The organism is Enhygromyxa salina, assembly GCF_002994635.1.
GTDB classification, from domain to species: domain Bacteria; phylum Myxococcota_A; class Polyangia; order Nannocystales; family Nannocystaceae; genus Plesiocystis; species Plesiocystis salina_B.
The window spans coordinates 62,741-79,418 of the sequence record NZ_PVNL01000041.1 but is presented as its reverse complement, the minus strand read 5'-3'; the positions used below and the strand labels follow the sequence as shown (position 1 = coordinate 79,418).

The following is a 16,678-nucleotide window of genomic DNA, read 5'->3' as shown; positions in this document are numbered from 1 at the left end:
GCTCAGGAACCATCAGGGCGCAGGGGTGGCCGAATTGGGCTGAACGACGACGGGTGTCTGGTCCTGCTCGGGTGCGGTGCTGAGGCTGAACATCAGCGGCGGCTGCCCATCCTGACTCGTGCCGCCGCCGCCGAGCATGATGATCTTGGCGTTCGGGGACTCCGCGAGCGCCTTGACTGCCTCGATGTCACGCCAGCGCAGCGAGTCGGGGCCGATGATGTCGTTGTAGTCGGCGATGCCCTTGGCCTCGATCCGCTTGCGCTCGGCCTCCTTCTCTTCGCGCAACAGCCGGTCGTCGTACTCGAGCCGAAGCTGCTCTTGCCGGTAGCGATCGGCGATCGCCTGATCGACGATGTCGGGCAGGTCGACGTTGACGAGCTTGACCTCCTGGACGATGACGTAGGGCTTCGTGGCGTCGCCGATGCGCGTGAGCGTCGTGACGTGGTTGAGCTCCTGGACGAGGTCTCCGGCGCTCGAGTAGATCTCGTGCGCCGGGCGGTGGCCCAGGGTCTCGCGGACGTGGGCCTCGAGTTGCGGCCGGATCAGGCGCTCGTAGTACTCGGTTCCAATGTCCTGGTGGAGGAAGCCGAGCATGTCGCGCTCGGGCCGGTAGCGGACCGAGATCACGATTTCGAGGCTGAGGCCCTCGTCGCTCAGCATGTTGAACTCCAAGAAGCGCTGCTGCAGCCGGGTCTCGTAGATGTACAGCGAGTCCCACGGGACGATCACGTGGATGCCCTCGCCGTAGAGGTGCTCGGGGTTGGTGACCGTGCCGCCGCCGAGCGGCTCGTACTTGACGGCGTGGTGACCGGACTCGACGACGATGAACACCCGGGGCCAGAGCATGCCGAGCGCCAGCAAGACCACGATGATGATCGAGTAGACCAGGAAGCTGACCCGCTGAAACCAGTTGTAGGTCCGGTCGCGCCAGGTCAGAGGTTCGAACTCGTCGTCCTCCTGATCTCCAGTGTTGTCGTACTCAGCCAACCTCGAGCCCTGTCGTCTGGTTGGGCGGCGCCGCCGCCTGGTTAGTGATCGGCTCACGCTGGGTTTGGTTGGCCTCGGCTGCTGGCGCGCGCCTGAACCACGACCAGCGCCGCTTGGGTTTGGGCTTGCGCTTGGGCTTGCGCTGGCGCGCCCCCGACAGCATCGTTACGATGAAGCCGCCGATCGGGGTCAGCACAATTGACAACAGCAGCGTCAGCCCGAAGCCAAGTCGCCTCGTGCTGCCCGCGAGCGCCACGACCAGGATGGTCAAGATGACCAGCCCGACGTGGAGGAAGGGCCCGATCTCCAAGGTGGCTCAGGCCGACTGGGTCGCGCCCTTGGGTTTTTGCATGTTCTCGACCACGTCCTTGGCGTTGCCGTACTCCTCTTTGAAGTAGGCGCGCATTTTCTTGGCGTCGAAGTCGAGCAAGGTCCCGCCAGCTTCGAAGTGCATGACGAAGGTGCGGCCAACCGCGTGGGTCAGCATGCCCGAGACCACGGGGACGCTGACGACGCCGAGCGCCGGGCCGACGAAGGGGACAAACTTGAACATGCTCAACCCGATGACGCCGCCGATCCCGACGCCGCCGATCCCGACGAGCAGCGAGGTCACGGCCTTCTTGGCCACGCCTTCCTTGAACGCGACGTCGTAGATCTTGGAGAGCTCGCGCAGCATCTTGAGCTGCACACCGGTGATCGCAACGAGGTCGAAGAGCGGCAGGGGCAGAACGCCCGCGCCCATCGCCCAGTAGACGTTGCGCTGGACCGAGAGGTTGGCGAGATCGAGGCGCGCGGCCGGATCGACAGTGACTTGCGAGGTGGGAGCGGAATTCGAATCAGTGATCATCGACCAGGTCCTTTTCGAGTGAGAGAGACTAACACAGGCGCGGCTTGGCGCGCCGACTGAGGGTCGTGAGAGCTCACGAGATGCTGGGTTCAGGTCGTGAACCCACCATCGCGCAAGGCGAGGAGGCTGCTCTGAAGTGCAGCCTCGAATTGTTGCAGTTGGGTCTCGCTGTGGGCCGTGGACACAAAGAAGACCATACCGTCGAACGCAAACACCCCACGCATGCGCAGCTCGGCCATGACCGGCCACAGCTGTGGGGGGGCACACAGGCGAAACAGGGAGCCACAGCGGACCAGCTCGACGGGCAGTGAATGGTTGCGCAGCCAGGTGTTGGTGCGATCACACAAGCGCGCTGTCGCGTCGTTGAGGCCGAGCTGGAGCTCGGGGCCGGCGGCCAGGAGCTGCTCGGTCACCGCGTGGGCCGCCGCCATCGTCATTGGGTTCTTGCTGAAAGTCCCGGCCAGCCAGATCTTGTCGCCACCGGGCTGGCTGCTGTCGTGGGCAGACCAGCGGCCGCCGTCGAGGGCGTCGAGGTAGCGGGCCGAGCCGGCGACGACGCCGATCGGCAGCCCACCCCCGACGATCTTGCCGAAGGTGGCGATGTCGGCCCGGATGTCGAAGTGGGCCTGACTGCCGCCCGCGTGGATCCGAAAGCCGAGCAGGACGTCGTCGAAGATCAGCGCGATGTCGTGCGCCGAGGTCAGCTCGCGCAGCTCGTGGAGGAACTCGGCCGGCTGCAGGCCCGGGTTGCTGGCCTGGACCGGCTCGACGAGCACGGCGGCGAGCTGGTCGGCGTGGGCGTCGATCTGAGCCAGGCTGCGGGCGTCGCCGTACTCGAGCACGAGCGTGTCCGCCCGCTGGTTGGCCGAGACCCCGCGGGTTTGGCCGAGCGGGAGCACCGAGTCGTGTCCGCCATGGTAGGCGCCGGCGAACACGGCGATCCGATCGCGCCCGGTCGCGGCCCGAGCCAGGCGCAGCGCGCCCATCACCGCCTCGGCACCAGTGTTGCAAAACCCGACACGCTCGGACCCCGTCAGCCGCGCGATGTTGGCCGCGACTCGATTCGTGAGCGGGTTCTCAAACCCGATCGGCAAGCCACGCTCGAGCTGGGCCCGCAGCGCGTCCTCGATGAAGGCGGGCCGGTGGCCGAACAAGTGAACACCAAAGCCGAGGCAAAAATCGATGTACTCGTTGCCGTCGATGTCCCAGACGAGCGGGCCCTGGCTGCGCGTGGCGACGATCGAGTGCCGCAGCTGCTTGGTTGCCCGCCAGCGTTCGCGGGCCGGCTCGGGGGCTGTCGAGAAGTAGCCCTGCGACATCCGGCCGTCGGCGAGCGCGGGCCAGGCCGCCTCGCGGGTCAGCTGGGAGCCGCGGGTGCGCTGGGTGTAGCGCTCGGCGAGCGCGGCGAGATACCGGTGCTGGCGCGGGTCGTCGCTCATCGGCGGACCTCGGCGTTGGGGTTGAGCTCGAGCGGCGCGCCCCGATCGAACCCGAGATCGCGCCCGAGATCGAAGGCTGCCGCCAGCGACGCGAGCTCGTGCTCGTGGCGGCGCCACTTGTCGGCGCGAGGCGGGGAGATCGTGACTTGCGTGAGCGGGGGCGCGCGCCGCTGCAGCTCGGCATCGAGGGCGAGATCGAGCTCGAGCTCGGCGAAGCGCGCGACCCTGGCCAGCACCTCGCGTGGGTCATGGACGAGCTCGGCGTAGCGCAGGCGCAGCTGCTGATCCGGCGGGACCTGCTCGAGGTCGGCGAGGATCGTCTGGTTGGCGACGCGCCACTGGTAGGCGGCGATCTCGATCACGGGCCGCTCGGCCAGCTCGCGCCAGCCAGGTGGCAGCAAGAAGCTCCAGTCGCGGTGGGGCCAGCCCGGCAGATCGCGGTACGCGACGAATCGACGCGAGCGCCAACCCTCGACGAGGCTGCTGACAGTGGGCTCGGGTTCGCGGACCAGGTGAACGAAGCGGGCGTCGGGGAAGCAGGCCCGCAAGAACGGGATGCGCAGGGCGTTGGCCGGGGTCTTCTCGACCAAGCGAAGCGACGCCGGTCGGGCCTCGGGCTCGAGCTGCGTGTACGCCTGGCCCTGGTGATCGACGAGGCGCCGCGCGAACCCCTGGTGCAGGGCCGCCGCGATCTCGGGCGTGGCCGCGTCCGCGCGGAGGCGATCGGAGATGTAGCCGTGGGCAGCGGGGTGCAGCTCGGGGATCCCCCGGATGATCTCGTGGCTCTCGCCGCCGATCGTCCAGACTTCGGGCAGCCGCGCGAGCAGATCGAACAGCAGCGTGCTCCCGGACCGCGGCGCGGACACGACGATCAGCGGGCGGTCGAACCGTGGCGTACTTTCAGGCCCGCTGGCGCTCGCCCGCGCGCGCCGCTGAGGGCGACGCGGCTGCGCGGGCGGCCGGGGCCCAAAGTCGAGCGAGGTCGCAATACACAGCGCCGAGCGGCGGGCGTCCGGCGGCAGCTTGACGAGCACGCGGTCGCGAAACTCGAGCAGCAGATCGCGGTAGGCGAGCTCGCCGGAGCTGCTGTGACCGTGGCGCTGGAAGCTCGCGCGCCAGCGTCGGGCGATGTCGGTCACGCCCACGCGCAAGCTGTCGGGGTCGCGGACCTCGAGCGTGGGCGCGGCGACGATCGCCTGGGCTGCGGCCTCGAATTGCTCGGGCTCGAGGACCTCGAACCGGTACCCCTCGACGGGCAAGGCATCCGCGTGATCAACCCACAGCTCGCTCGGGGAGCTCGGTGGGCGGGCAGGGCTGCGGCGCTCGACCACCAGCAACACGCAGTCGCGCGACCCCGTGTTGCGCAGCTGCGCGCCGTCGAGGCCCGCATCGATCTGCCACAGGTCGCCAGCCGCGAGCGGGACGCCGGGCGAGCCGACTGCGTCGTGCAGCTCGACCCCATCACAGACGAGCACCAGGCACCACGTGGTGTAGCGCGAGCCATGGTGCGACCACGGCTCGCTGGCCGAGACCACCGCGCCCGCGCGGGTGCAGCTCAGCCGACAGCGACCGAGCGCGCCGTCGCAGGCCAGGGCCGCCAGCGCCCGGCGCAGCGCCGGCACCAGGTCGAGGTCGATGTGCTGTGCGAGCGGGCCCGCGAGCGGGAAGTCGAAGTTCGCCGCACCGCCGACGCAGATCAGCGGCAGCGCTTGCTCGCCCAGGACCGCGCGCGGATAGGGCTGCCACTCGGCGAAGTCGAGGCCGTCGAGCTCGGCCACGAGCGCGCGGACGTCGAAGCGCTGCCCGATCCGCGCGGTCATGCCTGCCACCAGTCCAACCAATCGAGCGCGAGCGTATCACGGAAGTTGGGCTCGAGCCGCGTCGCCTGAGCGCCGGTCAGCGGCTCGACCATGTAGATCCGGTTGTCGGGCCCGAACCCGAGCCGGCGGGCAGCGACGCCATCACGCAGCTCGACGACGCTGTTGTCACCCCCGTTGGCGTCGCCCCCGTTGGCTGTGTCGTCGAACGCACCCATGACGATGCGCCGGTTGGCGACGACCAACAGCCGCTCGCCAGCGAGGACCGCGTCTTGGATCCACGGCGCGTCGACGGCCAGCTCGGCCACGACCGCGAAGCTGTCGTCGAGCAACAGCACCCGTCGGGCCTCGGTGTCGCTGAGGATGTAGCCGCCCTCGGCCCGGCGGCGAATCGAGTGCGGCCGGGTGAGCCCGTTCAACACGACCTCGAGCGCGCCCGTCGAGCGATCGATCGCGACGAGCTCGCCGGTGCTGAACAAGGTCGCCAGCACGGTGTCGCCGACGAGGATCGCCGAGTTGGGGTGGGTGGTGAGCGCGGCCGGCAGGTAGCGCTGGTTGTAGTCCCGCCCTCGGTCGAAGCTGCGCGCGAGCCGAACACGATCGGCGTAGCCGTGCTCGAACATGAAGTAGGCCCACACCAGCTCGCCATCGGCGTCGACCTCGGCGATCAGGTCGCTGCCCGAGCTCGACAGCAGCAGCCCGCGCGCGGTCGTGTCGAGGGTGTGAATGTGGTTGAACCAGCGGTGCTGCGCGCGCGGCTGCAGCTCACCGTTGACGAGGGTTGCGACCGCGTCCTCGTCCCACAGCGCGACGTGGATCTTGTCGTCGTCGACCACGAAGCCCGTGGGCTTGGCCAGCTCGCGGGCCCCCAGCACCCGCTGACCGTCCCAGTCGACCAGCAGCAGCAGGCCCCGACTCGCGCGAAACACTGGCGGGCGCGGGACACCCTCGGCGCTCGCGGCCGCGAGGATCTGTCGCTTGTAGCCCTGGGCCTCGGCGTGGATTGCCCGCCAGTCGCCGAGCACCACGCTGATCAAGCAGTACATGCGACTCAGCCCTCCATGGCCGCGACGATGTTGTGGCCGACGTAGTCACCCCACAGCATCCCCTTGCGCGTCATCGCGAGCGTGTCGTCGAGCAGCTCGACGTAGCCCTCTTCGGCCAGGGCCGAGATGGTCGGTCCACACACGTCCATGACGTCGTAGCCGTAGCGGCGCCTAAACTCGACACGGTCGAAGCGCAGCAGCTTGATCCCCAGGGCCAGGTCACGGGTCATGCGCTCGCGGGCCGACAGCTGGTAGCCGCGCGCGAGCGGGAGCTCGCCGGCCTCGATGTGATCGATGTAGCGTCCGATCTCGCTCGAGTTTTGCAGCGTCGTTCCGTGCATCATGCCGAACGCCGACACACCAAAGCCGTAGATCTCGCCGCCGCGCCACGAGTTGGTCGCGTGGCGCTGCATGTAGCTCTTGTGCTTGACGAAGGTGAAGAAGTTGACGGCCTCGTAGCCGGCCGCCTCGAACCGCTCGATCGCGTGCTTGGTGTAGCGCAGCTCGTCGTCGTCGGTTGGCAGCAGCAAGGTGTTGCGCTTGATCCCGGCGTAGTAGCTGCTGTTGGGGTAGATCTCGGTCTTGTAGACGGTCAGCGAGTGGACGCCGCTCTCGATCGCCCGGGTCACCGAGTAGTCCCAGGTCTCGTCGGTCTCGCCAGCGAGGCCGCTCATGAGATCGATGTTGACCGCCGCGCCGGTGCCCATCGCGATCTCGATCGCCCGGAGCATGTGAGCCTCGGTGTCGACCCGGCCGGTCTGCGACACGATCTCGTCCTTGAAGGACTGGATGCCCATGCTGATCCGGCTGACGCCCAGCGACTGCAGATGGTCGGCCTTGGTCTGGATCAAGGTGACGGGCTCGGCCTCGACGGTGATCTCTGGCTCGGCGATGTTCAGGCACCGGTGGAGCGTGTCGAACACCCGGCTGAGGTTGTCCTTGGACAGCAGCGTCGGCGTGCCGCCGCCAAAGTAGATGGTCTCGACAGGCTGCTCGCGCAGGTGGAAGCGCTCACTGACCCGCTCGATCTCCGTGCACAGGGCGTCGACGTAGCGATCGATCTGGGCCTTGCGGTTGTCGCCGAGGGTCGTGACCTTGTAGAAACAGTAGGCGCAGCGCTGCACGCAGTAGGGCACGTGCACGTAGACGTTCAGCGGCTTGGGCTCGGCGAACGCCGTGGCCGCCTCGGGTCGCCAGTGGCGAAAGTGGGGGTAGTTGACCAGGAACCCGCGGCGCGACGGCTCCTCGGCGTCGGGCTTCGCGTCCGCGTTCAACATTGGAAGCTTGATGGTCATCCTCGACCTCCCTGTCCGGCCTTGGCCGCGATCAGCCCGTTGACGTGGCCCGCGAGGACCGTGAGGTTGGCGAAGTTCTCCGTGTTGAGACCGTCGCTCGGGAACACGACCTCGTAGCGCTGCTCGATCAGCGTGATCAGCTCGAACAAGATCATGGAGTCGAGCAGCAGCCCGCCCTCGAGCAGGGGGACCGTGGGGGTGATGTCGGCCTCGTCGATGCGAACATCGAGCTTGTGGGCGATCATGTTGGTCAGCTCTTCGATGAGCGCCACGGGGTCGGTTTGAGCCTGGTGTGCGTGCATGGTGTTGGTTTCACTCCCCGGGGGTGGGAGTCAGTTGTTGGGCCAGGGTGTGGCGATCGAGCTTGCCGCTAGCGAGCAGGGGCAGGGCCTCGAGCTCGACCACACGATCGGGGATGGCGTAGGCGGGGAGGCTGTCACGGCAGGCGTCGCGAACCTGGGCCGCGTCGATCGACGAGCCCGGCACCGCGACACAAAAGGCAGCAATGGCCCGACCGCGCGGGGTCTGCTCAGCGGCGACGACGACCGCGGCGCGGGCGACCATGGGCAGCCGCTCGAGCGCGCGCTCAACCTGTGCGAGCGCGACCAGCCGACCGTCGCGCTTGACCGCGTGATCGCAGCGGCCGAGCAGCTCGACGAGACCGCCCTCGTGGATCCGGGCGAGGTCACGGGTCGCGAAGCTCGACCCGCTCGGACTTTGAATCAGGGCGCCGCTGGCGTCGACGTAGGACTCGAACGGGAACGGGTGGCGGCACACGAGCTCACCCTCTGCGCTGGGGTTGGTGCCCAACTCGAGCTCGAGCTCGAGCTCGACGCCCGGCAGCGGGTGGCCGACAGTGGCCGCGCGGGGCCCCTCGGCCTCGCGTGGATCGGCGGCACAGATGACCCCGAGCTCCGTCGATCCGTAGAGACTGACGACGCGTGTATAAATGGTTTCGAGCTTGGCAAACAGCTCGGGGCTGAGCTTGTCGCCGGCGACGACGACGTGCCGATAGTGGGCCGGGGCCGCGCGCGGACGGACCAGCGTCGCGCACAGGTTGGGGGTCGAGTACGCGACCGTGGGCGCGAAGCTGCGCTCGCGTTCGAGGTAGCGCAGCAAGTTGGCGTTGGCCAGCACCTCCACGCTCGCGCCGACGACGAGGGCTGGCAGCAGCGCGGCGCCGAGCCCAAACATGTGCGCGACCGGGACCGGAATGAACACGCGATCGTCCGCGCGCAGACCGAGACGCTCGATCGTGTTGCAGGCGTTGGCGAGCGCGCCGTCGTGGGTGTGGACGACGAGCTTGGGCGAGCCGAGGCTGCCGGAGGTCCGCAGCAGCAGCCTGCTGCTGCGCAGCTTCGAGTCTGCCGGCAGCGGCTGGTGGTCGGCGATCGGCTCGGCGCGCAGGAAGCTCGCGGGCGCGTCGGGCCGCGTGTCTGCGTCTTCGTTGGTGCGCAGCCGCCAGCGACAAAACGCGGGCGCGGGCAGGTCGAGCCCGGGGCGCGGCGGCGGCACGAGCACGAAGCTGCGCTCGAGCGTGAGCAGGGCCAGGAGCGTGAGCAGCCCCGGGACAGTGTTGGCACACTCGAACAGGATCGGGTCGCTGTCGTCGGTGACGCCGAGCTGCGCGAGCGCGGCCTCGATCCGCGCGAGCGGCTGCGCAAACGCGGCGTAAGCCAGCATGAACCGACCGTCAGATAGAGACCCTGCGCGGTCTGTCAGTCGCAGCCCGAGCGCGCGAGCGCGCGGCCGGCCGAGGTGCATCGATGGATTCACGGACGAGTCGATTGTACGTAGGCCGCAGTGTATGCCCAAACTTGTAAAGTCATGCGCCAGAGGGGAAAAAGATGCATCAGATCACGTAGGCCGTGGCACGCGAACCCAAGATATTGCCAAAAAATTTCGAAACTGTAGAATAATAGCTTCAAACCCGCCTGAAACGCACTGAAAACAGGCTCGCTGCCCGCGGTGAACCTGACTGGAATGGCGCCTGCAATTTCTGTCATGAATGCAACAAGCTGATCGCCGGCGGGAGCTGGCCGGCAGCGGTCATGAAATCGACACTGATGGCGATATACCCGTCGTCGACCGGTGGGCACACGAGCCCGGCTGAAGCCAGCAGCGGGCCGGAATTCGGCGTTGTGTGGCGCGGGGTGGCCCGAAGTAGCGGCCGCCCGGACGCAAGCGCCATCCACAGGCGCCCCAGCGAAGCGTTGCGCCCCTGGCCCTGACTGGCGGCGCGTTTTAGCGCACCGAGCCAGTCCTGATATCCGACTGGCGTCATCGGGTGTCCCCGCTGCGCCACGCCAGAGATCAGCGCGTGCCAGGGGATCGGTCGCGGGTTAATAAGGTGAAAATTACGGTCCCAGGAGGCGCGTGATCGGGAGATTGCGGTGATGGCCGAACACACGAAGTCGACCGGTGTGAGCCCGACCATGATGTCGAGATCGGGGTAGCTCCCGAGCGCGACACAGGCCTGGATCATGCGATTGATCAAGTCCTGCCAGCTGGAGGTCGCGCCTGTCCGGCTGTCGGCGCTGATCCGCCCCGTGCGGTAGATCGCTGCCGGAAGCCCCCGCGCTCGCGCGGCCAGCACGTGCTGCTCGGCGACCCACTTGGACTGCGCGTAGCCGGTCCGCAGGCCGTCGACGGTGGGTATGTCATCTTCGCTGATCTGTTCGCGGGGTTGGCCAAAAAACACGGCCAGCGACGAGACATGGTGGACGGGCTTCATTCGGGTGGTCGTCGCCAGCCGGAGCACCGCTTGGGTCCCGCCAACGTTGGCTGCACGCAGGGCCGCGTAGGGGCTCAAGAAGTTGATCGCGGCACCAATGTGATAGATGGCGCCAACGCGATCCGCGAGCTCGGCATAAGTCGCCGCGCTCAGCCCGAGATCGGGCTCTGTGAGGTTGCCAGTGATGACTTCGACCCGGGTATCGAGCGGAGGCAGAGCGAGATCGGCGAGCTGCTTTTCTAGCCGTTCACGCCCGGCGGCGTCGCTCGACGCTCGGACCAGACACACGACCTGAGCCGCGCTCGTGCGGAGAATTTCGGTGAGCAGGTTCGCACCGAGGAAGCCCGTCGAGCCAGTGAGGAAGATTACGGGTGCAGGGTCCACGTCCGCGAGCGGAGCGTCGAAGCGAAGGGTCGAGTCGAGCTCGAGCTCTCGGTTCCAGTTGATCATGTCGGCGGGCAACTTCGCGAGTCGGCGACAGAACTTCTATATCATCCGGGCGAGCGCCGCCCCAGTCATGACCCTCCTCGAGATCCTCCGCGCCGAAGCGGGCAGTGAGCTGCAGCGCTTGCTCGTCGTGGCCAACGCCGCGGCGCTGGCCAGCGCGCTCAGTCTGGCGATCATCAATTCGGCGGCCGGCTCGACAGGTCCGGTCGAGCTGCTCGACCTCGGGCTGCTCGGCTTGGTTGTCGCGGCCTACTGCCTGTGTTCGCGCCACGTCGAGCGCCGCCTGGCCGTGCTGATGGAGAGCGCGCTCAACCGGATCAAGCTGCGGGTCGCAAAGCGGGTGATCCGCGTCGAGCTCGATCGCCTCGAGCAGGTCCGGGCCGCGGAGATCTGCGACCGCATCACCGAGAACACCTCGTTCATCTCCGAGCGTATCTCGATGCTCGCGGCGATGGTCCAGTCGATCACCACGCTGATCTTCTTGTCGATCTACATCGGCTACATGAGCACGCCCGCGCTCGCGCTGCTGCTGCTGCTGATCGGGATCTCGACGGGGCTGTTCATGACGATGCGGCGCGAGTTCGTGGTTGCGATCCGCACGACCGGGCGCCTGCGCATGCGCTTCTTCGAGCGGCTCAGCGACCTGCTCGCGGGCTTCAAGCAGCTCAAGTTCAACCGCCTGGCGACCCGCGAGCTGCACGCCGACATCGTCGCCGACTCGAGCGCGCTGCGCCACGCCGGGGTGCGCTCGTCGAAGCTCATGGCCGACAACATGGTGCTCAGCAACGGCATCGCGTTTGCGCTGCTGGCCGCCGTAGCCTTCGCGTTGCAGCAATACGTGGCGCTCGATCGCGGCACGCTCGCGGCGTTGATCGCCGCGGCCATGTTCCTGCGTGCGCCCGTGTTTGTGATCTCCCTCGCGATGTTGCCCTACGTCCGCGCCAACGTGTGCCTGGCCGAGATCGCGGCGCTCGAGCAGCGGCTCGAGCAGGCCGGCCGCGACGGACTCGCGGACCTCGAGCCCGTGGATCCTTGGTCTGATCAGGGGTCTGATCAGGGGTCTGATCAGGGGTCTGATCGGGGCGGCTCGCCGCGCTCGCTCGTCGCTCGCGGGCTCGAGTACACCTACCCAGCCCGGCAAGGCGAGCCGGGCTTTCACGTCGGGCCCGTCGATCTGAGCTTCGCGGCGGGCGAGGTCGTGTTCATCGTCGGTGGCAACGGCAGCGGCAAGTCCACGCTGCTCAAGACACTGATTGGGCTGTACCCCGCCAGCGGCGGGACCATCGAGCTCGACGGCGTCGCTGTCGACGACGACAAACGAGTCGCCTACCGCGAGCGGATCTGCGCGATCTTCTCGGACTTCCACCTGTTCGACGCGCTCTACGGGCTCGGCGAGGTCAGCGACGAGCGCGTCGCCGAGCTGATCACGCAGATGGAGCTCGACGGGATCACCAGCTGCACAGCAGGCCAATTTTCCAGGCTCGATCTCTCGACGGGTCAACGCAAGCGCCTCGCCATGGTCGTCGCGCTCCTCGAAGATCGCCCGATCTGCGTGTTCGACGAGTGGCCCGCGGATCAGGACCCCAGCTTCCGGCGCTACTTCTACGACGAGCTGATCGTGCAGCTGCGCGCGGCGGGCAAGCTCATCATCGTCGTCAGCCACGACGATCGCTACTTCGATCGCGCCGACCGGGTGATCACCATGGAGTACGGCACGGTCCGCTCGAGCGCCGGGATCCAGGAGGACGCGCGGTGAATTTCCTCGAGCTCGTCACGCCCAGCTCCTCGAGCAAACGCGGGCAACTGCTCGCGGCCGCGTCGCTCTCGGGCCTCGCCAGCACCTACGCGCTCAGCAGCATCACCAGCGTCACCAAGGCCGCGAGCGTCCTGACCATCACCCACGTGCTGCTGTTCTTGCTCGCGGTCACGGTCGCGCTGGTCGCCGCGCGCTGGACCTCGCACCAGCTGATCGAGGCGGCCGAGGCAGCGCTGCACCAGCTCAAGGTCCGGATCGCCGCCAAGGTCGAGGCCGCGGATCTGGCCCACTTCGAGCGGGTCGGGCGCGCCGAGATCCTCGATCGTGTCAGCCAGAACCTCACGGTGATCACCCTCGCGGGCAGTCAGCTCGGCCCGATCTTGCAGGCGCTGATCATGTTCGTGCTCGCGCTCGGCTACATGGCCTTGCTGTCGCCGCTGGCCTTCTTGATCTTGCTCCCCGTGCTCGTCAGCGGGCTCTACGTGTATGGCCAGCAGCAGCAGCGTGTGATCGCGCTGCTCACCGAGCTGTACGCGGCGCGGGTGCGCTTCTTCAACCGGCTGCTCGACATGATCGACGGGGCCAAGGAGATCAAGCTCCGGCGCGCCCGCGGGCGCGACCTCGGTCGGAAGTTCAACCGAATCTCGACGGAGGTCCGCGACATCTCGATCGAGACCAACTTCGTGGTCGTGGACAGCACGCTGTTCCTCACCGTCGTTCAGTTCGCCCTGCTCGCGGCGCTGGTGTTCGTCATCCCGCAGCTGATCACGCTCGAGGCTGGGGTGGTGCCCGAGCTGCTGATCGTGTTGCTGTTCGCCTGGAGCAGCCTGCAGAGCGCCGTGATGGGTTACACGATCTACATCAGCGCGAACGAAGCTCTGAACACGCTCGCGCAGCTCGAGGCCAAGCTCGAGGGGGACCGGCGCTTCGACGACGACGACCTCGAGCCCTGGCGAGTCGGGGCCGAGCCCGAAGCCGAGGCCACGGCTGAAGCTGAAGCCGAGGCCTGGCACGGTGAGTCGGGCACGCTCGAGCTGCGCGCGCTCGAGTTCGCCTACCCCGATCGCGGCGGGGAGCCAGGCTTTCGCCTGGGTCCCCTCGAGCTGCGTGTCGAGCCCGGCGAGCTGCTGTTCATCGTCGGGGGCAACGGCGCCGGCAAGTCGACGCTGCTCAAGCTCCTGACCGGCCTGTACTCGCCGAGCGCGGGCACGGTGTGGATCGGAGGTGTGCCCGTCGATCGTCGCAACGTCGCTGCGTACCGCGAGTTGATCTCGGTCATCTTCACCGACGTCCACTTGTTCACGCGCGCCTACGGGCTGCTCGAGGCCGAACCCGAGGCCGTCAACGAGCTGCTCGGCGAGCTCGGCATCGCCCACAAGACCGCCTTCGCGCACGGCCAGTTCAGCAACCGACGGCTGTCCAGCGGCCAGCGCAAGCGCCTCGCCATGGTGGTCAGCATGCTCGAGGATCGTCCGATCATCTTGCTCGACGAGTGGGCCGCCGACCAAGATCCGGGGTTCCGCGCGCACTTCTACGAGCACATGCTCCCGTCGCTGCGCCGCCGCGGCAAGACGGTCATCGTCGTCAGTCACGATGATCGCTACTTTCACTGCGCCGACCGGGTCGTGAAGCTCGACTACGGTGCGCTGCGTGAGCTCGATCCAACCGCTTGAGCGCTGCCATGTTCGTCTCGCACCGCTACCGCGCGATCTTCGTGCATCTCCAGCGAACCGGGGGCAACTCGGTCCATCGGGTGTTCGAGGCCCACGACCCCGAGCTCGTCGTGGCCGTGCCGATCGATCCCGCCAAGCAGCGGACCAAGCACTGCTTCGTGGCCGACATCGCAGACGCGATCGACCCCGCGGTGTTTGCCGGCTACACCAAGTTCTGCGTGGTTCGAAACCCGTTCGAGCGGCTGCTGTCCTGGTACCACTTCCTCGCGGACGGCGGGAACGTCGAGGACGCGGGTATTCGTGTCGCCCACGGATCTCGCGGGCTCTCGGTGTACGAGCGTGGGCTCGCGCGGCTGCGAGCGGGTCGACGCGGGCGGCTGCTGGGTGCCTACACCGGCCTCGCCCACGGACTCGGGCGGGCCCTCGGTATCGACCCAGCCGAGGAGCTCGAGCTGCGCTGCGAGGCGATCGGCGAGCGGGTCATCCGTGAGGTGCGGCGCAACGCCGCGAGCTTCACCGAGTTTGTCGAGCTCCCGCGCAATCACCCCGGCGGATTGCTCGAGCGGTTCTTTGTCAATCAGCTCGAGTACCTCCAGATCGACGGTGAGCTCGCTGTCGATCACGTGCTGCGCTTCGAGCAGCTCGGCGAAGACTTCGCGGCGCTCGCGACCAAGCTCGAGTTTCCCGGCGCGCTGCCCCACGTCAACGCGTCGAGCCGCGGGCGTCGCTATCGTGAGGCCTACGACGCCCAGACCCGCGCGCGGGTGAGCGAGCGCTTCGCCCCCGACCTGGCCGCCTTCAGCTATGAATTTTGAGCGGCGGGCCGCGTCGACGACCAGTGCAGCGGCCCGCCGAGCAGCTCGGGGAACCCATAGCCGTGCACGCAGATCACGTCGATGTCGCTGGGTCGATGTGCGAGCCCTTCGTCGACGACGCGCCGGGCTTCGCGGGACCAAGCCTCGAGGCAGCGCTCGAGCAGCTCGCCGTCGCTGAGCTTGGACGCGGTCTCGTCTGGCGTGCCAGGTGCTGGCGCGTCCTCGAGCTCGACAGCCAGACCGACGCTGGCGAGACAGCGGCGCAAGCGTGCGGCTGGGACACCAACGGCGAGCAGCGTGTCGAGCTCGCGGCGCGCGGCGGCGTGGATCCGCGCGCCGATCGACGCCGACGCCGACGCCGACGCCGGACCGGGTCGGCAGCTCACCGCGATCGTGCGCAGCCGCTTCCCGAGCTGCATGATCGACTGTAGCGCGTCGGCCTCGGTCGCTTCGGCGCGCGCGACCTCGAGCAGCCGACCGGAGGGCGCGAGCGTCAGGCCGACGGCTCGACCGGGGCGGCCGGTCTTGGCCGCGCTCGCGTCGAGCGTCGCACCCTCCGCGAGGATCAGCGCGAGCGTGGTTTCGGGCGGGAGCTGGTTGGCGAGCAGCGCGAGGGGCTCGGGATCGGCCGCGACCAGCAGGTCGATCCCGTCGAGTGTCGATGCCTCGATGGCGTGGCTTGGGCCCTCGACCGTGACCACCTCGACCCGGGCTTTGTCGAGCTTGGCCGCGAGGGCCTCGGTCTTGGGGCTTGCGAACACGAGCGCGCGGGCGAGCGAGCGCGCGGCGACGGAACGGTCGAGCCCGGGGACCTTGCCGCAGCTTCGCTCGGCGAAGAACAGGTGCTTGAGCGCGGCGTGCTGGGGGTGCTGGACACACTGGCGAAAGCAGCTGCGCTCGACCTCCAGGCCAGCCTCGAAGTCTGCTTCGTTGACCGCCGCCTCGACGCACTGGACGATCATCTCCAGCGCGAAGCGGTTGGGCATGCGCCGTGTGGCCCGCTGATAGGCTTCGACAAACAGCTGCTGGTTGCCCCGGGCAGCGGCGATCCGCGAGTTGTCGTCGCGGATCTTGCGAGACGGGGCCCGCGTGGCCACCAGCGAGTTGGCGTGGGCGATCGCGCCCGTGACGAGCTCGCCGGGTTCGCCGTCGATGATCGTGTCGACGAGGCCGAGGCGCGCGGCCTCGTCGGCCGAGATCAGCTCACCGGAGAGGATCAGCTCGAGCGCCGGGACCGGGCCGATCACCCGTGGCAGCCGCTGGGTCCCGCCGCCGCCCGGGAGCAGGCCGAGCTTGACCTCCGGGAGCCCGAGCCGCGCCTGCGGGGCCGCAACCCGGTAGTCGCAGCACAGCGCGACCTCCATCCCGCCACCGAGCGCGACACCGTTGATCGCCGCGACGATGGGCTTGGTGCACGCCTCGATCAAGCCAAACAGCTCGTCGAGGCTCGGGGCGGCCGACGTCACCCCGAACTCGGAGATGTCGGCGCCCGCGATGAAAGCCTGGCCCGCGCCCGTGATCACGATGATCCGGATCGCCTCGTCGGCCTGCGCGCGCGCGAGGGCGGCAGCGAAGCCCTCGCGGACCCCGGCAGACAACAGGTTGACCGGAGCGTTGTCCGTTGTCAGGAGCGCGACGCTCTCACGCCGCTCAAAGTGTACAGTTCCGTTGGCGCCCATGGCGAGTTCGTGCGGATACAGTGGTAATTGTTCGCGATCCTGATCCACATATTTTGGTTGAGTGTCGTGATCAGGACGCGCGAGGTTTGACCGCGGACATGTTACCTTGTCGACGCCGCGCTTCGAGTGGTCGACCTCACCTT

At 68.1% G+C, this 16,678-nt stretch carries 14 protein-coding genes; 3 read left to right on the top strand and 11 right to left on the bottom strand.

Going from position 1 to position 16,678, the window contains the following annotated elements; genetic code table 11:
• Window positions 1–12 precede the first annotated feature (12 nt).
• The 10 genes from ENSA7_RS08870 to ENSA7_RS08825 all read right to left on the bottom strand — a co-directional run bounded on the left by ENSA7_RS08870 (window position 13) and on the right by ENSA7_RS08825 (window position 10,615).
• Window positions 13–987, bottom strand: a complete 975-nt coding sequence (locus ENSA7_RS08870) for a prohibitin family protein (RefSeq protein ID WP_106088785.1) — start codon at window positions 985–987, stop codon at window positions 13–15.
• Entirely contained in the window at window positions 980–1,297 is a 318-nt protein-coding gene (locus ENSA7_RS08865; RefSeq protein WP_106088784.1) for a hypothetical protein, read from the bottom strand. Before ENSA7_RS08865 ends, ENSA7_RS08870 begins: the two co-directional genes overlap by 8 nt.
• 6 nt (window positions 1,298–1,303) lie before the next feature.
• Entirely contained in the window at window positions 1,304–1,834 is a 531-nt protein-coding gene (locus ENSA7_RS08860; RefSeq protein ID WP_106088783.1) for a YcjF family protein, read from the bottom strand.
• 89 nt (window positions 1,835–1,923) lie between these two features.
• A complete protein-coding gene (locus ENSA7_RS08855) occupies window positions 1,924–3,273 on the bottom strand; it encodes an aspartate aminotransferase family protein (protein WP_106088782.1) in 1,350 nt (449 codons plus the stop codon).
• Window positions 3,270–5,093: a sulfotransferase gene (locus ENSA7_RS08850; RefSeq protein ID WP_106088781.1), complete on the bottom strand. Its 1,824-nt coding sequence runs from the start codon at window positions 5,091–5,093 to the stop codon at window positions 3,270–3,272. Before ENSA7_RS08850 ends, ENSA7_RS08855 begins: the two co-directional genes overlap by 4 nt.
• The gene (locus ENSA7_RS08845) at window positions 5,090–6,136 is read right to left on the bottom strand and encodes a hypothetical protein (protein ID WP_106088780.1); all 1,047 of its coding nucleotides are present in this window, start codon (window positions 6,134–6,136) and stop codon (window positions 5,090–5,092) included. Before ENSA7_RS08845 ends, ENSA7_RS08850 begins: the two co-directional genes overlap by 4 nt.
• A gap of 5 nt (window positions 6,137–6,141) precedes the next feature.
• On the bottom strand, window positions 6,142–7,431 hold the full coding sequence (locus tag ENSA7_RS08840) for a coproporphyrinogen-III oxidase family protein (RefSeq protein ID WP_244923758.1): 1,290 nt from the start codon (window positions 7,429–7,431) through the stop codon (window positions 6,142–6,144).
• Window positions 7,428–7,703: an acyl carrier protein gene (locus ENSA7_RS08835; protein ID WP_181233507.1), complete on the bottom strand. Its 276-nt coding sequence runs from the start codon at window positions 7,701–7,703 to the stop codon at window positions 7,428–7,430. The genes ENSA7_RS08840 and ENSA7_RS08835 overlap by 4 nt, the downstream gene beginning before the upstream one ends.
• 40 nt (window positions 7,704–7,743) lie before the next feature.
• Window positions 7,744–9,114: a class I adenylate-forming enzyme family protein gene (locus ENSA7_RS08830; protein WP_106088778.1), complete on the bottom strand. Its 1,371-nt coding sequence runs from the start codon at window positions 9,112–9,114 to the stop codon at window positions 7,744–7,746.
• A gap of 319 nt (window positions 9,115–9,433) precedes the next feature.
• Window positions 9,434–10,615, bottom strand: a complete 1,182-nt coding sequence (locus ENSA7_RS08825; protein ID WP_106088777.1) for an SDR family oxidoreductase — start codon at window positions 10,613–10,615, stop codon at window positions 9,434–9,436.
• On the opposite strand from ENSA7_RS08825, the gene ENSA7_RS08820 reads away from it, so the two are divergent.
• The 3 genes from ENSA7_RS08820 to ENSA7_RS08810 are packed head-to-tail and all read left to right on the top strand — an operon-like array spanning window position 10,614 to window position 14,856.
• The gene (locus tag ENSA7_RS08820; protein WP_106088776.1) at window positions 10,614–12,368 is read left to right on the top strand and encodes a cyclic peptide export ABC transporter; all 1,755 of its coding nucleotides are present in this window, start codon (window positions 10,614–10,616) and stop codon (window positions 12,366–12,368) included. The genes ENSA7_RS08825 and ENSA7_RS08820 overlap by 2 nt on opposite strands.
• The gene (locus ENSA7_RS08815) at window positions 12,365–14,041 is read left to right on the top strand and encodes a cyclic peptide export ABC transporter (RefSeq protein WP_106088775.1); all 1,677 of its coding nucleotides are present in this window, start codon (window positions 12,365–12,367) and stop codon (window positions 14,039–14,041) included. The genes ENSA7_RS08820 and ENSA7_RS08815 overlap by 4 nt, the downstream gene beginning before the upstream one ends.
• Window positions 14,042–14,049: 8 nt before the next feature.
• Window positions 14,050–14,856 carry a sulfotransferase family 2 domain-containing protein gene (locus ENSA7_RS08810; RefSeq protein ID WP_106088774.1) on the top strand — a complete coding sequence of 269 codons (807 nt, stop codon included), beginning with the start codon at window positions 14,050–14,052 and terminating at the stop codon, window positions 14,854–14,856.
• Here ENSA7_RS08810 and ENSA7_RS08805 read toward each other — a convergent pair.
• A complete protein-coding gene (locus ENSA7_RS08805) occupies window positions 14,844–16,535 on the bottom strand; it encodes an enoyl-CoA hydratase-related protein (protein ID WP_106088773.1) in 1,692 nt (563 codons plus the stop codon). The two genes, ENSA7_RS08810 and ENSA7_RS08805, sit on opposite strands and share 13 nt — an antisense overlap.
• Between the last annotated feature and the right edge of the window lie 143 nt (window positions 16,536–16,678).